The sequence below is a fragment of the Pseudomonas imperatae genome (genome assembly GCF_057128625.1).
Genome location: NZ_JBSKHP010000017.1, coordinates 39264 through 65492 on the forward strand (window position 1 = coordinate 39264; position 26229 = coordinate 65492).

At 67.6% G+C, this 26229-nt stretch carries 22 protein-coding genes; 13 read left to right on the top strand and 9 right to left on the bottom strand.

The features are described from left to right. The first annotated feature begins 47 nt into the window (after positions 1-47). A complete protein-coding gene (locus tag ACWKWX_RS21005; protein WP_476298374.1) occupies positions 48-1478 on the top strand; it encodes an NAD-dependent succinate-semialdehyde dehydrogenase in 1431 nt (476 codons plus the stop codon). 130 nt (positions 1479-1608) lie between these two features. Here the strand turns inward: ACWKWX_RS21005 and ACWKWX_RS21010 are convergent, their stop codons facing one another. From ACWKWX_RS21010 to ACWKWX_RS21025, 4 genes are read right to left on the bottom strand one after another with little or no spacing between them, the layout of a single operon-like run. Continuing rightward, positions 1609-1932, bottom strand: a complete 324-nt coding sequence (locus ACWKWX_RS21010) for a DUF6388 family protein (RefSeq protein ID WP_483828797.1) — start codon at positions 1930-1932, stop codon at positions 1609-1611. A gap of 34 nt (positions 1933-1966) precedes the next feature. Further along, a complete protein-coding gene (locus tag ACWKWX_RS21015) occupies positions 1967-3508 on the bottom strand; it encodes a chloride channel protein (protein ID WP_483828798.1) in 1542 nt (513 codons plus the stop codon). A 4-nt stretch (positions 3509-3512) separates the two neighbouring features. Then, the gene (locus tag ACWKWX_RS21020; RefSeq protein ID WP_416424461.1) at positions 3513-3917 is read right to left on the bottom strand and encodes a MarR family winged helix-turn-helix transcriptional regulator; all 405 of its coding nucleotides are present in this window, start codon (positions 3915-3917) and stop codon (positions 3513-3515) included. Continuing rightward, the gene (locus tag ACWKWX_RS21025; protein ID WP_483828799.1) at positions 3914-4612 is read right to left on the bottom strand and encodes an HPP family protein; all 699 of its coding nucleotides are present in this window, start codon (positions 4610-4612) and stop codon (positions 3914-3916) included. Before ACWKWX_RS21025 ends, ACWKWX_RS21020 begins: the two co-directional genes overlap by 4 nt. 289 nt (positions 4613-4901) lie before the next feature. Between ACWKWX_RS21025 and ACWKWX_RS21030 the strand changes: the two genes are divergently transcribed. The 12 genes from ACWKWX_RS21030 to ACWKWX_RS21085 all read left to right on the top strand — a co-directional run bounded on the left by ACWKWX_RS21030 (position 4902) and on the right by ACWKWX_RS21085 (position 20233). Beyond that, positions 4902-7277: a TonB-dependent receptor plug domain-containing protein gene (locus ACWKWX_RS21030; RefSeq protein WP_483828800.1), complete on the top strand. Its 2376-nt coding sequence runs from the start codon at positions 4902-4904 to the stop codon at positions 7275-7277. Between the two features lie 242 nt (positions 7278-7519). Next, complete coding sequence (locus ACWKWX_RS21035) at positions 7520-8581, top strand: ABC transporter substrate-binding protein (RefSeq protein WP_483828801.1); 1062 nt, start codon at positions 7520-7522, stop codon at positions 8579-8581. Continuing rightward, on the top strand, positions 8568-9566 hold the full coding sequence (locus tag ACWKWX_RS21040; RefSeq protein ID WP_483828802.1) for an ABC transporter permease: 999 nt from the start codon (positions 8568-8570) through the stop codon (positions 9564-9566). The genes ACWKWX_RS21035 and ACWKWX_RS21040 overlap by 14 nt, the downstream gene beginning before the upstream one ends. Then, entirely contained in the window at positions 9560-10339 is a 780-nt protein-coding gene (locus ACWKWX_RS21045; RefSeq protein WP_483828803.1) for an ABC transporter ATP-binding protein, read from the top strand. Before ACWKWX_RS21040 ends, ACWKWX_RS21045 begins: the two co-directional genes overlap by 7 nt. Before the next feature lie 350 nt (positions 10340-10689). Next, complete coding sequence (locus ACWKWX_RS21050) at positions 10690-12348, top strand: ABC transporter substrate-binding protein (RefSeq protein ID WP_483828804.1); 1659 nt, start codon at positions 10690-10692, stop codon at positions 12346-12348. Then, positions 12345-13328: an ABC transporter permease gene (locus tag ACWKWX_RS21055; protein WP_416424457.1), complete on the top strand. Its 984-nt coding sequence runs from the start codon at positions 12345-12347 to the stop codon at positions 13326-13328. Before ACWKWX_RS21050 ends, ACWKWX_RS21055 begins: the two co-directional genes overlap by 4 nt. Then, positions 13325-14182 (top strand): ABC transporter permease, encoded by an 858-nt coding sequence (locus ACWKWX_RS21060; protein WP_416424456.1) that lies wholly within the window; start codon positions 13325-13327, stop codon positions 14180-14182. The genes ACWKWX_RS21055 and ACWKWX_RS21060 overlap by 4 nt, the downstream gene beginning before the upstream one ends. After that, complete coding sequence (locus ACWKWX_RS21065; protein ID WP_483828805.1) at positions 14179-15846, top strand: dipeptide ABC transporter ATP-binding protein; 1668 nt, start codon at positions 14179-14181, stop codon at positions 15844-15846. The genes ACWKWX_RS21060 and ACWKWX_RS21065 overlap by 4 nt, the downstream gene beginning before the upstream one ends. A gap of 17 nt (positions 15847-15863) precedes the next feature. Further along, positions 15864-17036, top strand: a complete 1173-nt coding sequence (locus tag ACWKWX_RS21070; RefSeq protein WP_483828806.1) for an acyl-CoA dehydrogenase family protein — start codon at positions 15864-15866, stop codon at positions 17034-17036. A 163-nt stretch (positions 17037-17199) separates the two neighbouring features. Next, positions 17200-19002 carry an ABC transporter ATP-binding protein gene (locus ACWKWX_RS21075; protein ID WP_416424453.1) on the top strand — a complete coding sequence of 601 codons (1803 nt, stop codon included), beginning with the start codon at positions 17200-17202 and terminating at the stop codon, positions 19000-19002. Between the two features lie 225 nt (positions 19003-19227). Beyond that, the gene (locus ACWKWX_RS21080) at positions 19228-19443 is read left to right on the top strand and encodes a TOBE domain-containing protein (RefSeq protein ID WP_008370939.1); all 216 of its coding nucleotides are present in this window, start codon (positions 19228-19230) and stop codon (positions 19441-19443) included. Between the two features lie 82 nt (positions 19444-19525). Further along, positions 19526-20233 carry a metallophosphoesterase gene (locus ACWKWX_RS21085; RefSeq protein WP_416424452.1) on the top strand — a complete coding sequence of 236 codons (708 nt, stop codon included), beginning with the start codon at positions 19526-19528 and terminating at the stop codon, positions 20231-20233. A 3-nt stretch (positions 20234-20236) separates the two neighbouring features. Here the strand turns inward: ACWKWX_RS21085 and ACWKWX_RS21090 are convergent, their stop codons facing one another. The 5 genes from ACWKWX_RS21090 to pdxR all read right to left on the bottom strand — a co-directional run bounded on the left by ACWKWX_RS21090 (position 20237) and on the right by pdxR (position 26136). Next, positions 20237-21796 (bottom strand): sensor domain-containing diguanylate cyclase, encoded by a 1560-nt coding sequence (locus tag ACWKWX_RS21090; RefSeq protein ID WP_483828807.1) that lies wholly within the window; start codon positions 21794-21796, stop codon positions 20237-20239. 227 nt (positions 21797-22023) lie between these two features. Continuing rightward, positions 22024-22875, bottom strand: coding sequence for a 3-hydroxybutyryl-CoA dehydrogenase (locus tag ACWKWX_RS21095; protein ID WP_483828808.1), 852 nt, complete (start codon positions 22873-22875; stop codon positions 22024-22026). Between the two features lie 15 nt (positions 22876-22890). Then, positions 22891-24072, bottom strand: a complete 1182-nt coding sequence (locus ACWKWX_RS21100) for an acetyl-CoA C-acyltransferase family protein (RefSeq protein WP_416424449.1) — start codon at positions 24070-24072, stop codon at positions 22891-22893. Between the two features lie 103 nt (positions 24073-24175). After that, positions 24176-24616 (bottom strand): carboxymuconolactone decarboxylase family protein, encoded by a 441-nt coding sequence (locus tag ACWKWX_RS21105; protein WP_416424448.1) that lies wholly within the window; start codon positions 24614-24616, stop codon positions 24176-24178. Between the two features lie 80 nt (positions 24617-24696). Beyond that, a complete protein-coding gene (gene pdxR, locus ACWKWX_RS21110; RefSeq protein WP_483828809.1) occupies positions 24697-26136 on the bottom strand; it encodes a MocR-like pyridoxine biosynthesis transcription factor PdxR in 1440 nt (479 codons plus the stop codon). Between the last annotated feature and the right edge of the window lie 93 nt (positions 26137-26229).

A 26229-nucleotide genomic window follows, 5' to 3' on the forward strand; every position in this document is an offset into this window, starting at 1 on the left:
GCGGCTACAGGTTGTCTCAACATCCGTTCACATCGAGGGAGTCCCGTATGTACCCGCAAGTGCAGCTTTACATCAACGGTCAATGGCAGAACGCGGCGGACGGGCGCAGCATCCCCGTGGTCAACCCCGCCACCGGTGACACCATCGGCAGCGTGGCCCACGCCGACATCGCCGACCTGGACCAGGCCCTGGCCGCCGCCCAGCGTGGCTTCGAGACTTGGCGCAAGGTCAGCGCCTTCGACCGCTACAAGATCATGCGCAAGGCCGGCGAGCTGCTGCGCGAACGCGCCGACCACATCGCCACGCTGATGACCCTGGAACAGGGCAAGCCTGTGGCCGAGGCCCGCGCCGAAACCCTGGCCGCCGCCGACATCATCGACTGGCTGGCCGAGGAAGGCCGCCGCAGCTACGGCCGCATCGTGCCGTCGCGCGCCCAGGGCATCGAGCAGCGGGTGATCAGCGAGCCGGTGGGCCCGGTGGCCGCCTTCACCCCATGGAACTTCCCCATCAACCAGGTGGTGCGCAAGCTGTCCTCGGCCCTGGCCGCCGGTTGCTCGATCATCGTCAAGGCCCCGGAAGAAACCCCGGCGTCGCCTGCCGAGCTGATCCGCGCCTTCGCCGACGCCGGTGTGCCGGCCGGGGTGATCGGCCTGGTGTATGGCGTGCCGGCGGATATCTCCGGCTACCTGATCCCGCACCCGGTGATCCGCAAAGTTACCTTCACCGGCTCCACCCCGGTGGGCAAGCAACTGGCGGCCATGGCCGGCCTGCACATGAAGCCGGCGACCATGGAACTGGGCGGCCACGCGCCGGCCATCGTCTTCGCCGACGCCGACGTTGAAAAAGCCGTGCAACTGCTGGTGGCTTCCAAGTTCCGCAATGCCGGGCAGGTGTGCGTGTCGCCGACGCGTTTCCTGGTGCAGCGTGAAGTGTTCGAGACCTTCCTGACCCGCTTCGTCGAGCTGGCCGGCAAGATCAAGGTCGGCAACGGCCTGGAAGAGGGCACGCTGATGGGCCCGCTGGCCAACGACCGTCGCGCCCCGGCCCTGCAGGCCCTGGTGGACGACGCACGCAGCCAGGGCGCTACCGTGCACCTGGGCGGCAAGGCCATCGACGGCCCGGGCTACTTCTTCGCGCCGACGGTGATCAGCGGCCTGAACACCGGCATGCGCCTGATGAACGAAGAACCCTTCGGCCCGGTGGCGCTGATCGTGCCGTTCGACACCGTGGAAGAAGCCATTGCCGAGGCCAACCGCCTGCCGTTCGGCCTGGCGGCCTACGCCTTCACCAGCACCTCGAAAACCGCCCAGGCCCTGAGTGACGGAGTGGAAGCGGGCATGCTGTCGATCAACCACCTGGGCATCGGCCTGCCGGAGATTCCGTTCGGCGGCATCAAGGATTCCGGGCACGGTTCGGAAGGCGGCACCGAGGCGATCGAGGCGTACCTGGTGACCAAGCTGGTCACCCACCTGGGTTGACCCCCACCCCCGTAGCAGCTGCCGCAGGCGGCTGCGTCCTGTGGGAGCTGGCTTGCCAGCGAGCTGTTGAGGCCCGAAAAACTCGCTGGCAAGCCAGCTCCCACAAAAACAGTTGCTGCTACGGGCGCGTTTACAGCCCGTACAGCTCGCGGTACTCGTCCCAGCTCATGCCGGCCATCTCGGCCACTTCCTTGTGCACGTCCAGGCGCTGCGCCTGGAATTCCGCAGGCGTCGCCGCCGTCAATTGCAACGTCAGCTCCCAGGCGAACAGGCCCTGGGCCTCGGCTTCCTGCTCGAACGCCTCGTGCAGGCGCTCGGCGCGGTACTGCGCGGCGGTCATGCCGGCGGCCTGGGCTTCCAGCGGGTTGAGGTGGTCCAGCTGCTGGCGGAGCTCGTCGTGGGCGGCCAGGAAGCGTTCCAGGGCGGCGGGGTGACGCTGTTCGGGGTCGATCATCATGTACCTGATGGGCAGTGGCAGTACCCCTAGTCTACGCCAGGCTTTCTTCCTGATGCACCGCCAGCGTGCCCTTGAGCAGGTCGCTGCGGCTGACCACGCCAATGACTTCGCGGCTCTGCGCATCACGCACCACCGCCAGGCTTTCCAGCCCCAGCGCCACCATCCGCCCAGCCACGGCGCGGCAGGTTTCCCGGGGCAGGGCGAACGCCTGGCCGGCCGCCAGCGGCACCTGCGCGTGGCTCATCACCTCGCTGACCTCGTGGCGCTCCAGTGGGTCGACCGAATACTCGCGGTAGATGTGCAGGCCGCGCCGGGCGATTTTCTCGGTCATGATCGAGCGCTTGGCAATCACGATGGTCACCGTGTACGCCACGGTCACGGTCAGCAGCAATGGCAACAACGCATTGAGGTCGTGGCTCAGGCCCAGGGCGAACACCACCGCCGTCAGCGGCGCGCCCAGCACCCCGGCCAAGGTAGCCGCCATGCACACCAGCGGCCACAGCGCGCCGTGGTCGCCGGGCAGCACGTGGCCCAGCGCCGCGCCCAGGCCGGCGCCGAGCATCAGCAGCGGCGCCAGGACGCCGCCCGAGGTGCCGGAGCCCAGGGCAATCACCCAGATCACCGCCTTCACCAGCAGCAACGCCAGGGCCGCGCCGAGCAGCAGGTGGTTGTGCAGCAGGTCGCCGATCACATCAAAACCGATGCCCAGCGCCCGTGGCTGGAAATAGCCGCCAATGCCGATGGCCAGGCCACCCAGGGCCGGCCACCACATCCAGTGCAGCGGCAGCTTGCCGAACAGGTCTTCCACGCGGTACAGCGACCACGACAGCAGCGTGCACAGCAGGCCGCTGGCGATGCCCGCGACCAGGCAACCGAACAGCGCCTCGGGGCCCACCGGCGCGGTTTGCACGGCGAACAGCGGCTCGCTGGCGATCAGCAGCGGGCGCAGGAAGCCGGCCACCGCGCAGGCGATAGCCACCGGCACCAGGCTGCGCGGGCGCAGTTCGAACAGCAGCAGCTCCACCGCCAGCAGCACCGCCGCCACCGGCGTGCCGAACACCGCGGTCATGCCCGCCGTGGCGCCGGCCACCAGCAGGGTCTTGCGCTCGGCGGCGCTGAGGTGAAAGCGCTGGGCAATCAACGAACCCAGTGAGCCGCCGGTCATGATGATCGGCCCCTCGGCGCCGAACGGGCCACCGCTGCCGATCACGATTGCCGACGACAGCGGCTTGAGCAGCGCCACCCGCAGGGACAGGCGGCTCTGGCCGAACAGAATCGCCTCGATGGCCTCGGGAATGCCGTGGCCACGGATCTTGCTGGAGCCGTAGCGGGCCATCAGGCCGACGATCAGCCCGCCCAGCACCGGCAGGCCGATCACCCACAGGCCCAGTTGGTGCTGCGCCGGCGAGCTGTTGGCGAACGAGAAACGCTGGTAGAAAAACAGGTTGCTGCACAGGTGGATCAGCCCCAGCAGCACCGCCGCCGCACCGACTGCCACGGCGCCGATCACGGCGGCCAGCAGCACCTGGCGGAACAGCCGCCGGTCCACGGAAAAATCAGCCTTGTGCTGCATGGGTTTACTCCTGCTCGAACGGCACGCGCAAGCGCTTGCCGGCACTTTTCAGTTCTTCGCGGTGCAGGAAGGCCAGCTTCGCCAGCACCTCGTTGCCCTTGGCGGTGAGGCTGACGCGCACCTCGCGGCGGTCCTCGTCGCTGCGCTGGCGCTGCACCAGGCCTTGCGCCTCGCAGCGCTTGACCAGCGCCACGGCGCCGTGGGGCACCATCTGCAGGCGCTCGGCCAACTCGCCGACGGTGGCCCAGTCGCGGCCATCGAAGCCCATGGTGTGCAGCATCAGCAGGTACTGCTGGGGCGTGACCCCGTGGGCCTGCACGGCTTCCTCGGAAAAACGCAGGAAGCGCCGCAGCTGGTAGCGAAACTCCGACAGGGCTTCGAAATCGGTCTTGGCCAGGGCATCGCTCATGGGCGTGGCTCCGAATGCAGGCGGGCCAGGGTGGCGGTGACGATGGCTTCCAGGTCGTCGGCGTCGACGTCGATGAATTCGTCGCGCTCGTCCAGCACGGCTTGCAGTGCCTGATGCAATTGCTGGCTGGCCGGCGACACGGCACGGGCGGCGGCGGGCGCCGGCACGTGGCCGTGGGGGTAGCGATGGCGGCTGAAGCTGTGGAACACCAGGGCCACGCCCAGCAGCACCACCGAATTGAGCAGCACCGGGTCGAGGACGAAGGCGTAGCCGGCGGCATGAATACTCGGGCCGCCCAGCACGGCGGTCAACGCCACCGCGCCCGAGGGTGGATGCAGGCAACGCAGGGCCAGCATCAGCGCGATCGCCACTGCCACGGCGACGGCGGCCGCGATGATTTCGTTGCCGATGAACGCGGCGCAGGTGACGCCCACCAGAGAAGCCACCAGGTTACCGCCGATCAGCGACCAGGGCTGGGCCAGAGGGCTGGCGGGGGCGGCAAATAGCAGCACGGCCGACGCTCCCATGGGGGCGATCAGCAGCGGGATATCGGCGCTCAGGCCCAGGGCCCAGGTGCACAGGGCAGCGGTAAGGCCGATGCCCAGCAGCGCGCCGAAGGCGGCACGCAACACTTCACGGGGGCTTAGGTGCAACGGCGCGGGACGCAGGCGTTGCAAAAGGGAGGGGAGCTTCACGGGGATGGGTACCTTGGCCAAAAACGCGGGCATTTATATCACGATGTGATGTATTTACCTAGCTAGACGCCGCCTTGCGGCAGCTGCTACGGATCAACCCGTAGCAGCTGCCGAAGGCTGCGTCCGAGGCCTTAGAACTCCTCATATACCCATTAGGTCTTTAAAAATTTATTTAAATGGCAATAGGATATATGTCATCGGGCCACCGAATTCTACAAACACGACACAAGGATGATCGCCACCGTTCGCCATACGGATCGCTCGCCACGAGAGATTCCAGGAGCGGTACATGCAAGGATTCCAACGTCACCCGCTGGCGGCAGCGCTGCTGTCGGCCGGCCTGTTCTGCAGCGTCGAGGCCTTCGCCGACGCCACGCCCGAGGACGGCGCCAAGCTGGACACGGTGATCGTCACCGGCACCCGCGCCCAGGAGCGCACCGCCAGCCAGTCGCTGTCGCCTATCGATGTGATCTCCGGGGAAAGCCTGCGCAACAGCGGCTCGGACGAACTGGGCACGGTGCTGGCCCGGCTGATTCCGTCCATCAATTTCCCGCGCCCCAGCCTGGTCGATGGTGCCGAACTGGCGCGGCCGGCGCAGATGCGCGGGCTGTCGCCCGACCAGGTGTTGGTGCTGGTGAACGGCAAGCGCCGCCACACCGGCGCCTTCGTCAACCTGGGCGGGGCAGTGGGCCGCGGTTCATCGCCGGCCGACCTCAACGCCATTCCGCTGTCGGCCATCGACCATATCGAGGTGCTGCGCGACGGCGCCTCGGCGCGCTACGGCTCGGACGCCATCGCCGGGGTGATCAACATCATCCTCAAGGACGCCAACCACGGCGGCTCGCTGTCGGCCAAGTACGGCGGCTACAAGAAAGGCGACGGCCTTCAGCGCGAGCTGGACGGCAACACCGGCTTCGCCTTGGGTGACCGGGGCTTCTTCAACGTTTCCGGCGAGGGCGCCAACAACGACTACACCGACCGTGCCGGCGACGACTACCGCACCGCCAGCATCGGCTCCACTACCTACGGCCAGCACGTGTTCCGCCAGGGCGAACCCGCCACCAAGGACGGCAAGGTCTTCTTCAACAGCGAGTTCGACCTCAACGACAACGCCCAGCTCTACAGCTTCGGCGGCTACAGCCACCGCAGCGGCGAGACCGCAGCGTTCTACCGGGCCAGCAACGCCTCCAACAACATCCCGGCGCTGTACCCCAACGGCTACCTGCCGCTGATAGAAGGCACGCTCGAGGACCGTTCGCTGGTGGTGGGCGTGCGCGGCCAGTGGTTGGACGACTGGCATTACGACCTGTCGGCCAACTACGGCCAGAACAGCTATGAGATCAACACTCGTACCCTCAACACGTCCCTGGGCCTGGCCACGCCCACACACTTCTACAACGGCACGCTTGAGAACGACCAGAAGCAGCTGAGCCTGGACCTGTCCCGCGAGTTCCGCCTGGGCTGGCTGGCCAACCCGGTGTCGCTGTCGGTGGGCACCGAATACCTGCGCCAGGACTACCAGATCAAGGCCGGCGACCCCGATTCCTACTTCGGCAGCGGCAGCTCTGGCCTGGGTGGTTTCCGCGCCGCCGACGCCGGCAGCTACAACCGTCACGACGTGGCCGAGTACCTGGACCTGGAAACCGACTTCACCGACAAGCTCAGTGGCTCGGCCGCCGTGCGCCGCGAGGACTACAGCGACTTTGGCGCCAACACCACCGGCTCGCTGTCGGCGCGTTATGCCTTCACCCCGCAGGTGGCGCTGCGCGGCAGCCTATCCACCGGCCTGCGCGCGCCGTCCCTGGCGCAGCAGAACTTCACCTACACCTCGTCGCAGCTGATCGGCAATACCGTGCAGGAGGCCGGCACCTTCCCGGCCAACAGCCAGGTGGCGCGCCTGCTCGGCGCCGAAGACCTGAAGCCGGAAAAGTCGCGCAACTACAGCCTGGGCCTGGTGCTGCAACCCACCGACAACCTGACCCTGACCGCCGACGTGTACCGCATCGACATCGACGACCGCATCACCCTGTCGTCCAACCTGGTGCTCAACAACGCCGCCATCGCCTACCTGCAGGCCAACGGCGTGGGCGACATCAACTACACCAGCGCCCGCTACTTCACCAACGCCGTCGACACCAGCACCGACGGCATCGACCTGGTGGCCAACTACCGCTACCAGTTCGAAAACGGCGTGCGCTGGAACAGCACCCTGGGCTACAACTACAACCACACCAGGGTCACCGACGTGAAGGCCAACCCGGCGGTGCTCGACGCCCTGGGGGTGAACCTGCAGCGCGTGGACCGCCGCGAGAAAGACGGCCTGCTGGGCGACACCACGCCTGAGCACAAGCTGACCCTGGGCAACGACTTCAACTACGGCAACTGGGCGCTGCACAGCACCCTGGTGCGCTACGGCGAGTACACCAGCTACCAGGCCGACGCCGTCAACGACCAGCACTTCCAGGCCGCCTGGGTGCTGGACCTGGCCGTGGACTACCGCTACAAGAACTGGTTGTTCACCCTGGGCGGCGACAACGTCACTGACCAGTACCCGGCCAAGCTCAACGCCTATTCCTCCAGCGGTGGCAACCTGGCCTACAGCACCTTCTCGCCGTACGGCTACAGCGGCGCGTTCTACTACGCAAAGGTGGGCTATAGCTGGTAGCTCCCGAGGGCCCAACGCTCCGTAGCCGCTGCCGCCAGGCTGCGCTGGCCCTCGACATCACTGGAGATTTTCAGGGTTCATGAAGGCCAGCGCAGCCTGCGGCAGCGGCTACGGATTCGCATATTAGCTTATGATTTAAATGAATTTAAGTTATTAAAAGTCTAGTGTTAAGGTTTTGAAAAATCCCTCGGCGACCGTGCGCGCGGACCCGAACACCCCCACGCTTGCCCAGGGAATCCCCCATGCCATTCAACACCTTGTCGCGCCGCCACCTGCTCGGCCTGGGCGCCGCCGCCCTGGCCAGCCCGCTGCTGCTGTCCTTGCCGCGCAGCGCCTGGGCCGAAGACCACGGCCCCATGCAGATGGGCGCCGAGCCGCCGGGCACCGGCGACTTCATCAAGCTGGACGCACCCTACAAGCTCAAGCTGGCCATCAACCTCAATGCCGTGTGCCTGGCGCCGGTGGTCATCGCCCATGGCGAAGGCTTCTTCACCCAGCACAACCTGGACGTGGAGTTCGTCAACTTCGGCAACTCCACCGAAGTGCTGCTCGAAGCCATCGCCACCGGCAAGGCCGACGCCGGCATCGGCATGGCCCTGCGCTGGCTGAAAGCGCTGGAGCAAGGCTTCGACGTCAAGCTCACCGCCGGCACCCACGGCGGCTGCCTGCGCCTGCTGAGCGCTACCAACGGCCCCATCAACAGCCTCACCGGCCTCAAGGGCAAGGCCATCGGCGTCACCGACATGGCCGCCCCCGACCGCAACTTCTTCTCCGTCCTGCTGAAAAAGCATGGCGTCGACCCGGTGCGCGACGTGGAGTGGAAGCTGTATCCCGCCGACCTGCTTAGCACCGCCTTGGCCAAGGGCGAGGTGCAAGCCATCAGCGGTGCCGACCCGTTCATGTACCGGTTGCTCAAGGACGGCCAGGCGCGCGAGCTGTCCACCAACCTGGTGGACGAATACGCCAACCTGTCGTGCTGCGTGGTGGGGGTGACCGGCAAGCTGGTGCGCGACAACAAGCGCGTGGCTGCCGCCTTGACCCAAGCCATCCTCGAAGCCCACGACTACGCCGTGCAGCACCCGGAAGCCGTGGCCAAGGGCTTCCAGAAATTTGCCGTCAACACCAGCGAAGCCGAGGTGCAGGCCATCCTCCATTCCCACACCCACGGCCACCACGCCGTGGGCGCGGCGCTGGCCACCGAGATCGTCACCTATGTCGACGACCTGAAGACTGTGGAGGTGTTCGATGCCAGCACCAACGCCGTCGACTTCGCCAAGGAGATCACGGCCAATGTCTTCAGTTGAATTGACCCATGCCGCCACCCGCGCCAGCACCCCGCGTGCCCGGGTGGGCTGGCGCCCAGCCGTGGCGGTGGCCGCCTGGCTGCTGGCGGCGCTGTTGACGCGCTGCTACCCGGACGCCACCCGCCACTGGCCGCTGACCGAGGGCCTGGCTAACGTCGAACTGGCCCTGGCGGTAATCGTCGGCGCGCTGGCGGTGCTGGCGCCGCGCTCGGTGCGTTTGGCTCGACGCTTGCGCCACCTGGCGCCGTGGCTGATCGCGCTGGCGCTGCTGCTGAGCCTCTGGGAACTGGCGACGGCGAAACTGGCGCTGCTGCCGGTGCCGTTCTTCGCGCCACCGCAAGCCTTGCTCAACGTCTACCTCAGCGACTGGCCACGGCTGTTCGACAGCCTCTGGCATTCCGCGCTGCTGCTGGGCAGCGGCGTGGCGTTGGGGGCGGTGTTCGGCTTCATCGCCGGGGTGTCCATCGGCTGGTCCCGGGCCATCGGCTACTGGCTGCACCCAGTGCTGCGAATCCTCGGTCCGGTGCCGTCGACGGCGCTGCTGCCGCTGTGCTTCTTCCTGTTCCCCAGCAGCTGGAGCGCCAGCGTGTTCCTGATTGCCCTGGCCACCTGGTTCCCGGTCACGGTGCTGACGTGGTCGGGGGTGGCCAGTGTCGACAAGGCCTACTACGACGTGGCCCGCACCCTGGGCGCCAAGCCCGCTTTCCTGATTTTCAAGGTAGCCATTCCCGCCGCATTGCCCCATGTATTCGTTGGCCTGTTCATGGGCCTGGGCGCATCGTTCTCGACCCTGGTGGTGGCGGAAATGATGGGGGTCAAGTCCGGCATCGGCTGGTACCTGCAATGGGCCCAGGGCTGGGCGGCGTACGCCAATATGTACGCGGCGTTGCTGGTGATGGCGCTAGCCTGTTCCGGGCTGATCTCGGCGCTGTTCTACGTGCGTGACCACTTGTTGGCGTGGCAGAAAGGAGCGGTCAAATGGTAACGCTGCACAACCCCCACAGCGCAGGCCTTGGCTTGCACATCGAAGGCCTCAGCCACGCCTTTCACCTGGACGGCGAACCGTTGCCGGTGCTGGAAAACGTCAGCCTCGACGTGGCCCCCGGCGAATTCGTGGCCTTGCTGGGGCCTTCCGGCTGCGGCAAGTCCACCTTGCTGCGCCTGGTGGCCGGCCTTGAGCCCGCCGACCGTGGCACCCTGAACGGCGACGGCCAGCCCATCAGCGGCCCCGACCCGAGCCGCGTGGTGGTGTTCCAGGACCCCACCCTGTACCCGTGGCGGCGGGTATGGGACAACGTTGCTGTGGGGCTGGAGGCCCAGGGCGTGCTCAAAAGCCAGCGGGGCAGGGTGGACGCAGCCCTGGCCAAGGTGCACCTGACCGAGTTCGCCCGCGCCTGGCCACGGCAACTGTCCGGCGGCATGGCGCAGCGGGTGGCGCTGGCACGGGCGCTGGTCAACGAACCGCGCCTGCTGATTCTCGACGAGCCGCTGGGCAAGCTCGATTCGCTGACGCGCATCGCCATGCAGAAGGAGTTGATCGAACTGTGGCAGCGCCAGGGCTACACCGCGCTGCTGGTGACCCATGATGTGGAAGAGGCGCTACTGTTGGCCAACCGCATCATTGTCTTCAGTGAACGGCCGGCGCGGGTGAAGGCGCAGATTGTCGTGGAGCGTGGTTACCCGCGACGGCGCGATGACCCGTACCTGGTGAACCTGCGTACGCAGATTTTGCAATCACTGGGGCTGGGCGACGCGTGAGGCGCGCCCGGACGCAGCCTTCGGCAGCTGCTACGCGAATGCGGATACCTCATGGGTCGCGTCGCCTGCATCGCGGCCAAGGCCGGCTCCTACCACGAACAGCGTAGGAGCCGACCTTGGTCGCGATGCAGGCGACGCCATTTCAAGACAGTTGCTGCTACATCCTGTGGGAGTTGTTACGCGAATGTGTGTACCCGATGCAGATCTCAGCTGTTGCTCCAGCAACATCACTTGTTCACTTTGCCCTGATCACGACGGCTCATCCCACGCAAACCCCTGTAAACCGGGCCTCCCACACCCGGCACGGGTTGTGCAATCACCCCCTCAGGATCATTCGCCGAGGGACGTCCGTGCATTCAACCTTCAAGACTTTCACCCTGGCCACGCTCTGCGTGGCGCTGGCTGCCTGCGACCGCAGCGCCCAGGTAGCGCAGCGCAGCAGCACGCCGGTCAGTGGCGGCACGCTGGTCTACGCCACCGACCGCGAGCCCACCTGCCTGGACCCCCACGTGGCGGGCGACATGCCCCAGGTGTTCATCGGCCAGCAGTACCTGGATTCCCTGGTGTCCATGGACGAGAACGGCAAGATCGGCCCCTGGCTGGCGGAAAGCTGGGAGGTGTCGGCCGACGGCACCACCTACACCTTCCACCTGCGCAAGGACGTGCACTTTACCGATGGCACGCCGTTCACGGCCGCGGCGGTGAAGGCCAACCTCGACCACATGGCCAACCCCAAGACCCAGTCCAGCACCGCCGGTGGCTATATTCGCCAGTACCGCAGCACCGACGTGGTCGACCCGTACACGGCGGTGGTGCACCTGGCCACGCCGTATGCGGCGTTCCTGGAGGTGCTGGCGCAAGGTTTCCTGGGCATCGAGTCGCCCACCGCGCTGCTGCGCTCGCGCGATGAGAACTGCGAGTCGCCGGTAGGCTCGGGGCCGTTCAAGGTGGTGCGCTGGGACCGCCAGAGCCAGGTAGAGCTGGTGCGCAACCCCGACTACCACTGGGCGCCGCCTACGGCCAAGCACAACGGCCCGGCGTACCTGGACCGCATCCTGTGGAAATTCATTCAGGAGCCGTCGGTGCGCTTCGCCTCGCTGCAGGCCGGCGAGGTGGACGTCATCGAGGCGCTGCCGCCCGAGTCCCACGAGGCTGCGCGGCACAACCCTGACCTGAGCATCCTGATTGCCCAGCGCCCCGGCAACCCCACCAACGGCACGTTGAACATTACCCGCGCGCCGTTCAACGACGTGCGTGTACGCGAAGCCTTCGTGCGCAGCGCCGACATCGACGGCGCGCTGAAAAGCGTGTACTTCGGCGAGTTCCCCCGCGCCGGCGGGCCGCTGAGCGTGGCCACGCGCTTCTACAGCCCCGACTTCGAACACGCCCAGGACTACGACCCGGCCCGCGCCGCCCAGCTGCTGGACGCCGCCGGCTACACCCAGCGCGACGCCGAGGGCTACCGCACCAAGGACGGCAAGCGCCTGCAGGTACACGTGGTGATGGGCAACCGCACGGCGCCGTCCGAGCAGACCCTGTGGGAGCAGGTGCAGGCCACCACGCGCGCCGCCGGTTTCGAGCTGATCATCGACCAGATGAGCGACACCCAGGCCACCGACCGCCAGTCCAAGTGGGACTACGACGTGCGCCTGGGCTACTGGAACACCAACACCGCCGACGTGCTGCGCATCATCTTCAGCTCGCAGTTCCTGGCGCCGGCCGGGGTAGGCGGGTACCACCAGAACACCGCCGGCTATAACGACGCACATTTCGACCAACTGGTCGAAAGTGCCCTGGCCACCCAGGACCTGGCCCAGCGCCAGGCCCTGTACTACCAGGCCCAGGCCCAGGCCAGCAAGGCCTACCTGGAACTGACCACCTACCCGCAAAGCACGCGCCTGGGCATCTACAAGACCACCCAAGGGGTGCGCATCGAGCCGTCCCTGGCGGTGACCTACCTGTATGACGCCTGGGTGGACAAAGGCCAGAACAAAGGAGTGAAGCCATGAATGCCATCGTGACGCTCGACAACCCCCGGCGCCAGCGCCTGGTTCACCTGGGCCAGCGCGCCGCCTGGCGGCTGGGCGGCGCGGTGCTGGTGCTGTGGGCCGTGGCCACCCTGACGTTCTTCGCCCTGCGGCTGATGCCCGGCGACCCAGTGCTGGCCATTCTCGGCGGGCCCAGCGGCAACCCCACGGCGGAAACCATCGCCGAGGCTACGCGCGAGTTTGGCCTGGACAAGCCGCTAGCCGTGCAATACGGCGTGTACCTGTGGAAGCTGCTGCACGGCGACCTGGGCGTGTCCTACTCCCAGCACCAGCCGGTGACCCAGGTGCTGGCCGAGCAGAGCGGGCCAACCCTTGAATTGCTGGTGCTGGCCCTGGTGCTGGCGTGGCTGCTGGTGCTGGCCTGGACCCTGGTTACCGCCGGGCGTCGCTCGTGGCTGAGCCAGCTGGGCTCGCTGGCCGAGACCCTGGCGGCGGCCTTGCCGCAGTTCTGGCTGGGCATCGTGCTGCTGGCGGTGTTCGCCTTTGGCCTGAAGTGGTTCCCGCCGGCGGGCAGCGACGGCTTTGCCACCCTGGTGCTGCCGGCCTTCGCCCTGGCGTTTCCGCTGGCCGGGTTCATCGGCCAGGTCACCCGCGAATCGCTGGAATACACCCTGGAGCAGCCTTTCGTGCTCACCGCCCGCACCCGCGGCCTCAGCGACCTGGCGGTGCGCTTCAAGCATGCGCTGCGCCACGCCGTGCTGCCCGGGGTGTCGCTGTCAGGCTGGGCCATCGGCGCGCTGATCAGCGGCGCGGTGGTGGTGGAGGTCATCTTTTCCCGCAAGGGCCTGGGCCGCCAGCTGTACCAGGCGGTGCAGGCTCAGGACCTGCCCCTGACCATCGGCATCAGCCTGGTAGTGGCCGCCGGCTACGTGCTGGCCAACATTCTCATCGACCTGCTGTACGAATGGATCGACCCACGCCTGGCGGAGCAACGCCCATGAGCCAATTAGTCCTTGAAGCACCGGCGCTGGCCCTGTCGCGGCCACGCCTGACCGTCCGCTGGGGCACGCTGCTGGCGGGCCTGTTCATTGCCTGGCTGCTGGCCGCAGCGCTGGTGCCCGGCCTGTTCAGCCACGCCGATCCGTTGGCCATCGTGCCCCGCGACGCCTTCCACGCGCCGGGCTGGGCACACTGGTTCGGCACCGACCAGTCGGGCCGCGATATCTATGCGCGCATCGTCCACGGCGCGCGCCAGTCGCTGTTCATCGGCGTCGCCGCCACGGCGTTGGCGATGTCCATCGCCATCAGCCTGGGGCTGTTGGGCGGCCTGTTGGGCGGCTGGACCGACCGCGCCATCGGCTGGCTGCTGGAGGTGCTGTTCGCCTTCCCATCGTTGGTGCTGGCGCTGCTGTTCGTGGCGGTGTTCGGCAGCGGCATCGGCCCGCTGATCATCGCCACCGGCATCGGCGGTGCGCCGGGCTACGCGCGCATGGTCCGTGGCCAAGTGCTGAGCGTGCGCAACGCCGGCTACATCGAGGCCGCGCGCGCCCTGGGCCACCGCCCGGCGCGCATCATCCTCCGGCAGCTGCTACCCAACGCCCTGCGGCCGCTGGTGGTGACCATGACCATGGGCGTCGGCCAGGCCATTGTCTGGGCCTCGGCCCTGAGCTTCCTGGGCCTGGGCGCCAAGCCGCCGGCACCGGAGTGGGGGACCATGCTGTCCATGGGCCGCGACTTCGTGGTCAACGCGCCGTGGCTGACCATCGTCCCGGGCCTGTTCATCGTGCTCACCACGCTGTCGACCACGGTGCTGGGCCGCTACCTGCAACAACGCCTGGAGGGCCGCCTGTCATGAGCCGCAAAACCCTGATTGTCGAAGGGCTGTCCATTCGCTTTGGCGAGCACAGCGTGGTCCGTGACCTGAGCTTCACCCTGGCACCGGGCAAGACCCTGGCGCTGGTGGGCGAGTCCGGTTCGGGCAAGAGCGTCACCGCGCGCAGCTTGATCGGCCTGGCCGGCGCCGGCGCGCAGATCAGCGCGCGCACCCTGCGCTACGGTGACCACGACCTGCTGAAGCTGTCCGAGCGCCAGTGGCGCCAGCTGCGCGGCCAGGCCATTGGTTTTGTGCTGCAGGACGCGCTGGTGTCCCTGGACCCGTTGCGGCCGGTGGGCAAGGAAATTCTCGAAGTGCTCACTACCCACCAGTGGGGCCCCGCCGCCAGCCGCCCGCAGCGGGTGCAGCAATTGCTGGAACGCGTCGGGGTGCCGGAGCCGGCGCTGCGTGCGCGCCAGCGCCCCGACCAGTTGTCCGGCGGCCTGCGCCAACGCGCGCTGATCGCCAGCGCCCTGGCCCTGGACCCGCACCTGGTGATTGCCGACGAACCGACCACGGCCCTGGACGCCACGGTGCAGGCGCAGATTCTGGAAGTGCTGCAGGCGATCAAGGCGCGGGGCGACTCGCTGCTGATCATCAGCCACGACCTGGCCGTGGTCGCCCAACTGGCCGACGAGGTGCTGGTGCTGCGCCATGGCGAAGTGGTGGAGCAGGGGCCCACCGACCAGGTGCTGCGCCAGCCCAGCCACCCCTACACCCAGGCGCTGCTGGACGCGGTGCCCGGCGAGCACGGCCGCACGGCGCGGCCAGCCACCGGCGAGGTGCTGTTGCGCGCCAGCGGCCTGGGCAAGCGCTACGTGGGCCCGGACCGCCAGGTGCGCCAGGTGGTGAACGACGTCAGCTTCGAACTGCGCGCCGGCCAGACCCTGGGCATTGTCGGTGAGTCGGGCTCGGGCAAGACCACCGCCGCGCGCATCGCCCTGGGCCTGCTGACCCCGGACGCCGGCACCGTGAGCTTCGCTGGCCAGCCCTGGAACGCCGTTGGCGATACGGTCAGCGAGGCCCAGCGCCGCCTACGCCGCCGCGACATCAGCGTGATCTACCAGGACCCGCTCAGCTCCTTCGACCCACGCTGGAGCGTCGGCCAGATCCTCGCCGACGCCCTCGACGTGGCCGGCGTGGCCAAGGCGGAGCAGGGCGCGCGGGTGGCCAAACTGCTTGATCAGGTGCGCCTGCCCGGCGCCCTGGCCAGCCGCCGGCCGCTGCAACTGTCCGGCGGCCAGCGCCAGCGCGTGGCCATTGCCCGGGCCATCGCCAGCAACCCCAAGGTGATTGTCTGCGACGAGCCGGTGTCGGCGCTGGACGTGTCGGTGCAGGCCCAGGTCCTGGATTTGCTGGCTGACCTGCAGGCCGAGCTGGGCGTGGCCTACCTGTTCATCTCCCACGACCTGGGGGTGATCCGCCAGGTCAGCGACCAGGTGCTGGTGATGCGCCACGGCCAGGTGGTGGAAAGCGGCCCGGTGGCGCAGGTGTTCGACCAGCCGCGCCATGACTACACCCGCCGGCTGCTGGCCGCCGTGCCGCGCCTGCCCGGCGCTGGCGTGGAATGGGTGGCACCGCCCCAGGAAGACGAAAACCCGCTGTGGCTCTTCGACGAGTCGCGGCTATGGAAGATTGCCATTTGAACCGCCCAGGAGTACCCATGACCGTTCAGGCCCTGAAAGACCGCATCAACGCCTTGCTGCCCGCCATCGAGGCCGGCGCCGCCGCCCGCGAGCGTGACCGCCAGTTGCCCTACGACGCCGTGCGCCAGCTGGCCGAGGCGGGCCTCTACACCGTGCGCATCCCGCAAGCCGCTGGTGGCCCCGGCGCCAGCGTGCGCGACACCATCGAAGTGCTGCTGGCGGTGGCCAGCGTCGACTCCAACACCGCCCAGGCCCTGCGCCCGGGCCTGGCCTTTGTCGAAGGCCTGCTGGCCAGCAGCGCCGAGGACGCCGACGCCGAGCGCCAGCGCTGGTTCGCCCGCTACCTGGACGGCGCCGTGCTGGGCAACGCCGGTTGGGAGGTGGGCGGCGCCAACGGCGCCATCAGCGCGCGCATCGTGCGCCAGGGCGACCACTACCGGGTCAACGGCAGCAAGTACTACAGCACCGGCTCGTTGTACGCCGACTGGATCAGCGTGGTGGCGCTGGACGAGGACGACCTGCCGCGTTCGTTCGTGCTGCCCCGCGACCGCCAGGGCCTGGTGCTGCTGGACGACTTCGACGCCATGGGCCAGCGCCTCACCGCCAGCGGCACCACGCGCCTGGACGACGTGATCGTGTACCCGGACGAGCTGCGCACGCGCACCGTGGAAGAGGGCACCCGCACCATCGTCACGCCGTTCCTGCAGCTGTTCCTCGCCACCGTGCAGGCCGGCATCGCCCGCAACGCCTTCAACGACGCGGTGCGCTTTGCCCAGGACCATGCGCGGCCCATCAAGCACAGCAGCGCCACGCGCTCGGTGGACGACCCTTATGTAGAGCTGAGCGTGGGTGAGATCGCCGCTCGTGCCTACGCCGCCGAAGCCGTGGTGCTGCGCGCCGCCGACAGCATCGACCGCGCCTGGGCCGCCGGCCAGGCGCCGGCGCTGGTGGAACAGGCCGCGGTGGAAGTGGCCCAGGCGCAGTTCATCACCGCCGACAGCGCGCTGAAGGCCGCCGAGCGCCTGTTCGACGTGGGCGGCGCCTCCACCACCAGCCGCCAGCACAACCTCGACCGGCACTGGCGCAACGCCCGTACCGTGGCCAACCACAACCCGCGCGACTGGAAAGCCGCGGCGGTCGGCGCCTGGGCGCTGAAAGGCACGCCCCCGCCAACCTCCGGGTTGTTCTAAGGGCTAGCCCAACCCCTGTGGGAGCTGGCTTGCCAGCGAGTTTTTGGGGCCCCTGAAAAGCTCGCTGGCAAGCCAGCTCCCACTGTACCAACTCTGGCACATTTCATGATTGTCATGCTCGCCCCCGTATCCTGCGGATGACTTGCCAAGGAAGCGCTATCCCATGTCCCAGAGCACTGCAACGCCCGAAACATGGAAGGTCGACCACCTTCCGGGCACCCCGTTGGGCTTCGTCCTATTGTTCCTGCGCCGTTTCAAGGGCTGGTACCTGGCCATCCTGCTGCTGCAGATTGGCGCAGCCGTGTGCACGATCCTGGTCCCCTGGGGCCTGGGGCGCCTGACCGGGCTGATCAGCCACCTGGCCGACATCCGCCAGGCCTTCGACGTTCTGCAAACGCCGCTGCTGCTGTTCGCCGGCCTGCTGGTGCTGGAAATGCTCATGCTGCGCATCGGCAACGGCTGCCACATCCACGTGGTGCCCATCCAGCGCCGCGCGGTTACCCAGACGCTGTTCGCCTACCTGCAGCAGCACTCCCACCGCTTCGTCAGCAGCGAGTTCGCCGGGGCACTGGCGCACAAGGTGTCGGAGGTGTCGATGGGGGTGAACATGACCATCGCCATCGTCCTGTTCGACCTGATTCCGGTGGTGGTCACCCTCAGCGTCTCGGTGCTGTTGCTGTACCTGGCCGCCCCGGCGCTGGGCCAGTTCATGCTGGTGTGGGCGCTGCTATTCACCGGCATCAGCTACTGGCTGGCGCGCCGCAGCCAACCGCTGGCGCAGCAGTTTTCATCGGCGCGCAGCCTCAGCAACGGCAAGGTGGTGGACGCGGTCAGCAACCTCACCAACATTCGCCTGTTCGCCCGCCACGCCTATGAATACGACTACCTCAACGGCTACCTGAACCGCGAGATGAAGGCCGCCTACCGGGCGTTCATCTACATGGAGAAAATCCGCTGGCTGCTGTCGGGGCTGGGCGTGGCGCTGAAGCTGGGCATGGTGCTGCTGGCCCTGTACCTGTGGCGCGCCCAGCGCCTGGACCTGGCCGGTTTCGTCATGGCCACCAGCTTGTCGCTGCTGATCGTCAACGACGTGGGCAACCTGGCGCGGCGGCTGCTGGATTTCTTCGAGGCCGCCGGCAACATCGCCAACGGCGTACGCACCCTGGTGCGCCCCCACGAGGTCACCGACCAGGCCACTGCCGGGCTGCTGCAAGTGAAGCGCGGCAACATCGAGTTTCGCGACGTGACCTTCGGCTACCGCCCCGGGCAGGCGATTTTCCAGGGCTTCAACCTGAGCATTCCGGCGGGCCAGCGCGTGGGCCTGGTGGGCTCGTCGGGCTCGGGCAAGTCGACCCTGCTGAGCCTGCTGTTGCGCCTGTACGACGTGCAGGGCGGCGCGGTGCTGATCGATGGCCAGGACGTGCGCCAGGTCACCCAGCATTCCTTGCACGGGCAGATCGGCCTGATTCCCCAGGAGCCGGGGCTGTTCCACCGCACCATCCGTGAAAATATCCATTACGGCCGGCTGGACGCCAGCCACGAGGAGCTGGACGCCGCCATCCACCGCGCCGGCGCCCAGGGCTTCATCGGCGAGATGGAGCACGGCTACGAGTCGCTGGTGGGCGAGCGCGGGGTGAAGCTGTCGGGCGGCCAGCGGCAGCGCATCGCCATCGCCCGGGTGATCCTCAAGGACGCGCCGATCCTGGTGATGGACGAGGCCACCTCGAGCCTGGACTCCATCACCGAGCGCTTCATCCAGGACAAGCTCGACGAGATCATGGACGACAAGACCGTGCTGGTGGTGGCCCACCGGCTGTCGACGGTGGCGCACCTGGACCGCATCCTGGTGCTGGACCACGGGCGGCTGGTGGAGGATGGCAGCCATGAGCAGCTGTTGGCCCAGCGCGGGCACTACTACCGGTTGTGGAGCCGCCAGGCCCAGGCCGAGGTAGAACTCACCTCTTGAGAATTGCGTTGCCTGCATCGCGACCAAGGTTGGCTCCTACCGCGTGCGTGGTAGGAGCCGGCCTTGGCCGCGATGACGCCGGATCGTTCCACGCGCAAGCACATCGACATATTCTTTGCAGGAATATCAAAAGCACAATCAATTCCTTTTGATTTTAACCGGGCTGGGGCACAGTAAACCCATCGCGGCACTGGGCCGCAGCTTCCATCACAAGGGAATCGTGCCATGACCATCAAAGCCATCAACGTACGCAACCAGTTCAAAGGCGTGATCAAGGAAATCATCGAAGGCCCGGTGGTGTCGGAAATCGACGTGCAGACCGCTTCGGGCATCGTTACCTCGGTGATCACCACGCGCTCCATCCATGAGCTGGAACTGAAAGTGGGCAGCGAAGTGATCGCGTTCGTGAAGTCCACCGAAGTGTCCATCGCCAAGCTCTGACCCTGTACCGGGCAGCTATCCATTGACCGCGCGGCGCCACGAGACGAAGATCGTGGTGCAGCGAGGCACAAGGAGGCTGGCCATGAACAAATTCGCCCATTACGCGCGCAACCCCAGTGGTCGCGACTTTGCCGTGGGCGATATCCATGGCCACTTCGGCCGCCTGCAAGCCACCCTCGACCGCGTGGGCTTCGACCCGGCCACCGACCGCCTGTTCAGCGTCGGCGACCTGGTGGACCGCGGCCCGCAAAGCGAAGCGTGCCTGGAGTGGCTGGACCGCCCCTGGTTCTTTGCCGTGCAGGGCAACCACGAGGCCCTGGCCATCCAGCACCAGGCCAATATCAGCGTCGACGAGCGCATGTACCGCGCCAGCGGCGGCGCCTGGTTCATTGACGCCAGCGCGGAAAAACAGCAGCTCTACGCCCAGCGCTTCAGCCAGCTGCCGGTGGCCCTGGAAGTGGAGACCAGCCGCGGCCTGGTGGGCCTGGTGCACGCCGATTGCCCGTTTCCCACCTGGCGCCAGTTGCGCGACTTCCTCCAGCACCGCTGGCCCGGCGAAACCTACACCGACGAGGGTTGCCAGTGGTCGCGCGCGCGCATCAAGCGCGGTGACGGCAGCGGCATTCGTGACGTGCGCGCGGTGATCGTCGGCCACACGCCGCTGCGCCGGCCGCGGCGCCTGGGCAACGTCTGGCACATCGACACGGCGGGCTGGAGCGAAGGCTATTTCACCTTGATGGAGCTGGGCGCCCTGGAGCCTTTGAACGTGCCTGCCCCCGTGGCGCGCTAAGCGTCAGACCTGCTGCGGCTCCGGCTGCACCTGGCGCTGGGGTTGCGGTGGGTAGAGGCGGTTGCGGCCGTGGTGCTTGGCCTGGTACAGGGCCTGGTCGGCCGCCTGGATCAGCAGGTGCGGCTGGGTGTCCTCGCCCTCTGGCACCCACACATGCACGCCGGCGCTCAGGGTCACCAGGCCACCGTCGTTGCCGGCATGGTGGATGGTCAGTTCACGCACCCGTTCAAGGATGTTGTTGGCCACCAACCAGGTGCCGGCCCAGTCGCTTTCCGGCAACACCACCAGCAGTTCCTCGCCGCCGTAGCGCACCACCAGGTCGCTGCTGCGGCCCACGCAGTCCAGCACCGCGCGGCCCACGGCGCGCAGGCACTGGTCGCCGGCGGGGTGGCCGTACAGGTCGTTGAAGCGCTTGAAGTGGTCAACGTCGAGCATGATCAGCCCCAGCGGCTTGCCGTTGCGCCGCGCGCGGCCGATCTCGTGGGGCAGGGCGGCGTCCAGCTGGCGGCGGTTGGCCAGGCCCGTGAGGGCGTCCTGCATGGCCAGGATCTCCAGCGCCGCGTGGGCGTTGCGCAGTTGCGCTTCGGTGCGCTGGCCGTGGCGCAGCTGGCGAATCAACGCCACGCCGAACACCGACAGCGCCGCGCCCACCACCAGGATGAACGCCGCCGAGCGCAGCAGGTTGGCGTGCCAGGTGGCGTAGATGGCGTCCTTGGACTGGGCGGCTTCCACCACCAGCGGGTATTTGTCCAGGGACTTGTAGCTGAACAGCCGCGACACGCCGTCGATCAGCGACGGCATCATGCTGCTGCCCGAGGGCTGGTTGGGCAGCAGCTCGCTGAACACCCGGCCCTTGGCCAGGCTGGTGCCGATCACGTGCTCGTCGAAGGGCCGCCGGGCCAGCACCGTGCCGTTGGCCAGGGCCAGCACGATCACGCCCTGGCGGTCGAGGTCGAAGGACTGGTAGAAGCGGTTGAAGAACTCTAGGTCCAGGGTCGCCAGGGCCACGCCGGCAAAGGCGCCGTCCGGGCCTTCGATGCGCCGTGACACGGGGATGATCAGCTGGTTGTTGGTGCGGCTGCGAATCACCGGGCCGATGTGCACGGCGTTGCCGCGGTTGAAGCGGTGGAACTGGAAGTACTCGCGGTCGGCGTTGTTGACCCCGGCCGGGTCGACGTCGTTGGAGGTCACCAGCCAGCGGCCGTCCTTGTCGTAGATGAACAGGCCGTGCAGTTGGGTGAGTTCGTGGGTGCGGGCCTGCATCAGCCGGTGCAGCCGGGCCAGCTGCGCCGGGCCGGTGCCGTCGGCCTGGACCCGTTCAGTGAGGTCAGCCAGCACCGTGTCGGCTTCCTGCACGGTGCTTTCGGCGTGCTGGGCCAGGGAACGGGCGAGGTTGGCGGTGTGGGTCTGCGCCACGCGCAGCGCCTGGGTGCGGGCGGTCCAGCTTTGCCAGGTGTCCAGGCCCAGCAACGACAGCAGCACCAGCGCCATGAAGCCGATGGCCAGGCGCTGGGCCGAGGGCCGAGCCTTGAGGATGATGCGCTGCTGCAGATTGTCCAGCATCGGCGGCCATATGAGCGAATGGGCGTCTGCCCAGTGTAGCAGCGGCCGCGAGGCGCGGTATGCCTGGGAATATGCGGCGCCTGCGGACGCGGCCTGCGGCCGCCGCTACGGGGCGTGGTTATCCGCGTAGCAGCTGCCGAAGGCTGCGTCCGGTCATGGCGCGGTATGCCTGGGAATACGTGGCGCCTGCGGACGCGGCCTGGTGGCCGCTGCTACGGGGTGCAGTGTTACGGGTAGTGGTGGAAACCGCGGCCGGCCTTGCGGCCCAGGTAACCGGCAGCGACCATTTCGCGTAGCAGGGGGGCTGCGCGGTATTTGCTGTCGCCGAAGCCTTCCAGGAACGCGTCCATGATCGCCAGCAAGGTGTCCAGGCCGATCAGGTCGGCCAGGGCCAGCGGGCCGATGGGCTGGTTGCAGCCCAGGCGCATGCCGGTGTCGATGTCCTCGGCGCTGGCCAGGCCTTCGCTGAGCACCAGGATGGCCTCGTTGATCATCGGCACCAGGATGCGGTTGACCACGAAGCCCGGACGGTTGCCGGCGCTGATGGCGGTCTTGCCCAGGCGCCCGCTCACGTCCAGGGCCAGCGCATGGGTGGCGTCGCTGGTCTGCAGGCCACGGATCACCTCAACCAGGGCCATCATCGGCACCGGATTGAAGAAGTGCAGGCCGATGAAGCGGTCCGGCGCGTTGACGCTGGCCGCCAGTTGGGTCACCGACAGCGACGAGGTGTTGGTGGCGATGATGCACTGCTCGCTGACCTGCTCGGCGATCTGCTTGAGAATCTTCACCTTCAGCCCGAGGTTCTCGGTGGCCGCCTCGATCACCAGCTGGGCCTCGGCCAGCCGCGCATAGTCGGTGCTGGTGGCGATGCGCGCCAGGGCCTGGTCGGCCTGTGTCGGGGTCAGCGTCTGCTTGCTGACCTGGCGTTGCAGGTTCTTGCCCAGGGTGGCCAGGCCCTTTTCCAGGGCGGCGTCGCTGATGTCCAGCAGGGTGACGCGGTAGCCGGAGAGGGCGCACACCTGGGCGATGCCGTTGCCCATGGTGCCGGCGCCGATGACGGCGATGTGTTGCACGGTCATGTCATGTTCCTTCAATTAAACGCGTTCGAACAATACGGCGATACCCTGGCCGCCACCGATGCACATGGTCGCCAGGCCATAGCGGCCCTGGATGCGGTGCAGTTCGTGGATGGCCTTGGTGGCGATGATCGCGCCGGTGGCGCCCACCGGGTGGCCCAGGGAGATGCCCGAGCCGTTGGGGTTGACCTTGGCCGGGTCGAAGTCCAGTTCCCGGGCCACGGCGCAGGCCTGGGCGGCGAAGGCTTCGTTGGACTCGATCACGTCCAGGTCCTGCACCCGCAGGCCGGCCTTGAGCAGCACCTGGCGGGTGGCGGGAATCGGCCCCAGGCCCATCAGCGCCGGCTCCACGCCGGCGTGGCCGTAACCCACCAGCCGCGCCAGCGGCACAAGGTTGTGGGCGCGCACGGTCTCGGCGGTGGCCAGCACCAGGGCGGCGGCGCCGTCGTTGAGGCTGGAGGCGTTGCCCGGGGTCACCGTGCCGTCCTTCTTGAACGCCGGCTTCATCTTCGCCAACTGCTCGGCGTCCACGGCGCGCACGTTCTCATCCTCGGCGAAGGTCACCGGGCCTTTGCGCGTGGCAATCTCGATGGGCACGATCTGCGAGGCAAACCGCCCCTCGGCAATGGCGCGGGCGGCGCGCTGCTGGCTGACCAACGCCAGTTCATCCTGCATCTGCCGGGTGATGCCGTACTTCTCGGCAATGTTCTCGGCGGTGATGCCCATGTGAATGCCAGCGAACGGGTCGTGGAGCACGCCGAGCATGTAGTCCAGCGCCTGGATATCGCCCATGCGCGCGCCCCAACGGGTCTGCTGCAGGAAGTACGGGCCACGGCTCATGGACTCGACGCCGCCGGCCAACACCGCGCCGGCGTCGCCCAGCAGCAGGCTCTGCGCCGCCGAAACGATGGCCTGCAGGCCTGAACCGCACAGGCGGTTGACGTTGAATGCAGGAGTTTCTTGAGGAATGCCGGCGTTGACCGCCGCCACCCGCGACACGTAGGCGTCGCGCGGCTCGGTGGGGATCACCGTGCCGAACACCACGTGGCCGATGTGTTCAGGGGCCAGCTTCGCCCGCTCGAGGGCGGCACGGGCCAGGTCGGTGGCCAGCTGGGTGGGCGGTACATCCTTGAGCGAACCGCCAAAACTGCCGATGGCCGAGCGCGCGGCGCTGACCACGAAGATTTCCGGGGTGGACATGGGGAGGGCTCCTGACTGGGCGTGTTGTTTTTTGCCCAGTCTAGAGCGCCCCGGGGGGATTTGTCTCTTGCGGGAACTCAACGGTCCCGGGGCGAACCGCGAGTCAGGCCTGGGGCACCATGGCGAAGCCCACGCCGAAGCGGTTCCAGGCGTTGATCGTGGCAATCGCCAGGGTCAGGTTAGCCACTTCCGCTTCGTCGAAGTGTTCAAGCAACGCCTCATATTGATGCTGTGGCGCGTGATGAATGGACAACTGCGTCAGGCTTTCCACCCACGCCAGCGCCGCACGCTCGCGCGGGGTAAAGAACGGCGTTTCTTCCCACACGGTCAGGGTCTGCAAGCGGGCTTCGGTTTCGCCGGCCTTGCGCGCATCGTTGGCGTGCATGTTCACGCAGTAGGCGCAGCCGTTGAGCTGCGAGGCGCGCAGGCGCACCAATTCCAGCAGCGAGTTCTCCAGGCCGGACTTGGCCAGGGCCATTTCCAGGCCAACCATGGCCTTGTAGGCGTCGGGTGCGGCTTTGGCCCATTCGATGCGCTTGTTCATTTCAGTGTCTCCGGGGTAGGTGTCGTGTGGGAGCTACCTTAACGCCGGGGCCAATCGCGCCGAATAGCCAATGCGGCGCTTTACCGGGGGGCCAATTGCTGGAAGATGTCGCGCACCCGGTCCAGGGCTGGGTCGATGTCCAGCAGGTCGATGGCGCCAAAGCCCAGCAACAGGCCTGGCACCGGTGTTTGCCGGCTGTAGAACGGGGTGATCGGGTACAGGCCTACCTCGGCCTGGCGCGCCACCTTGATCAGCACGCCCAGGTCGGCGTCCGACTGGCTCAGGGCAGTCAGGTGGTAGCCAGCGGTGGCGGGCACGGCGGCCAGCCAGGGCGCCAGGTCACCGGCCAGGCGCTGCAGAATGCGTTCGCGGCGGGCGCTGTACACCTCGAAGCAGCGGCGCACGTGCTTGAGCAGTTCGCCCTCGCTGATGAACTTGGCCAAGGCCCACTGGCTGAGGGTGGGGGTGTGCCAGTCGGTCAACTGCTTGGCCACTTTCACCGCTTGCAAAATGGCCGCTGGCAGCACCGCGTAGCCCAGGCGCAGCTCGGGCAGCAGGGTCTTGGAGAAGGTGCCGATGTAGGCCACCAGGCCGTACGGGTCGAGGCTCTGCAGGGAATCAGTCGGTGGCCCTTCGTAGCGGAACTCGCTGTCGTAGTCGTCTTCGATGATGATCGCCCCCAGCTCGGCAGCGCGGGCCAGCAGCGCCTGGCGGCGGGCCAGGCTCATGGGCATGCCCAGGGGGAACTGGTGCGAGGGGGTGACGTAGATCAGCCGGGTGCCCTCGGGGATCAGCTCCACGCACAGGCCTTCCTCATCCACCGGCACGTCCACCACGTCGGCGCGCTGGGCGGCGAACAATTGGCGGGCGAAGGGGTAGCCGGGGTCTTCCATGGCCACCTTGCAACCGGGCTCGATCAGCACCCGGGCGATCAAATCCAGCGCCTGCTGCGCACCGTTGGTGATCAGCACACTGTCGACGCTGGCGCGCACCCCGCGGGCAAAACCGATGTGGCGGGCTACGGCTTCGCGCAGTTCCGGCAGGCCCTGAGGGTCGCCGTGCAGGGCACGGGAGCGGTTGAACTGGCGCAGGGCGTAGAGGGTGCAGCGCCGCCATTGATCGAAAGGGAAGTGGGTTTTCAGCGACGCGCCGCCGATGAACTCATAGCGGGCCCGGCCCTGGGCGGCGGCGTGGCTGAGTGGCATGGGCATGTCGCGCCACAGCGCCAGCACGGCGGCGCTGGCCAGCGGCGAGGCCGGCTGTACTTCTGGCTGGGTGATGGGCCGGGCGTTGACGAAGGTGCCGCTGCCCACGCGGCCGCTGAGCAGGTTGTCGTAGGTCAGGCGTGAATAGGCGTCGGCCACGGTCTTGCGCGACACGCCCAGTTGCGTCGCCAGCAGGCGCGTGGGCGGCAGCTGCGTGCCGGCGGCCAGCAGGCCGCTGTCGATGGCGTCGTACAGCTGGCGGTAGAGTTGCTCGCCCAAATCCTTGCGGGTGGGGAAGGTGATGTGCAGTTCCATGGGGGCAGGCAGGCAGCGGATGATCCCGCCATCGTAGCAGCTGCCGAAGGCTGCGTCCGGTGGCAGTCCTGCGTTGCTCCAGGACGCGGCCTT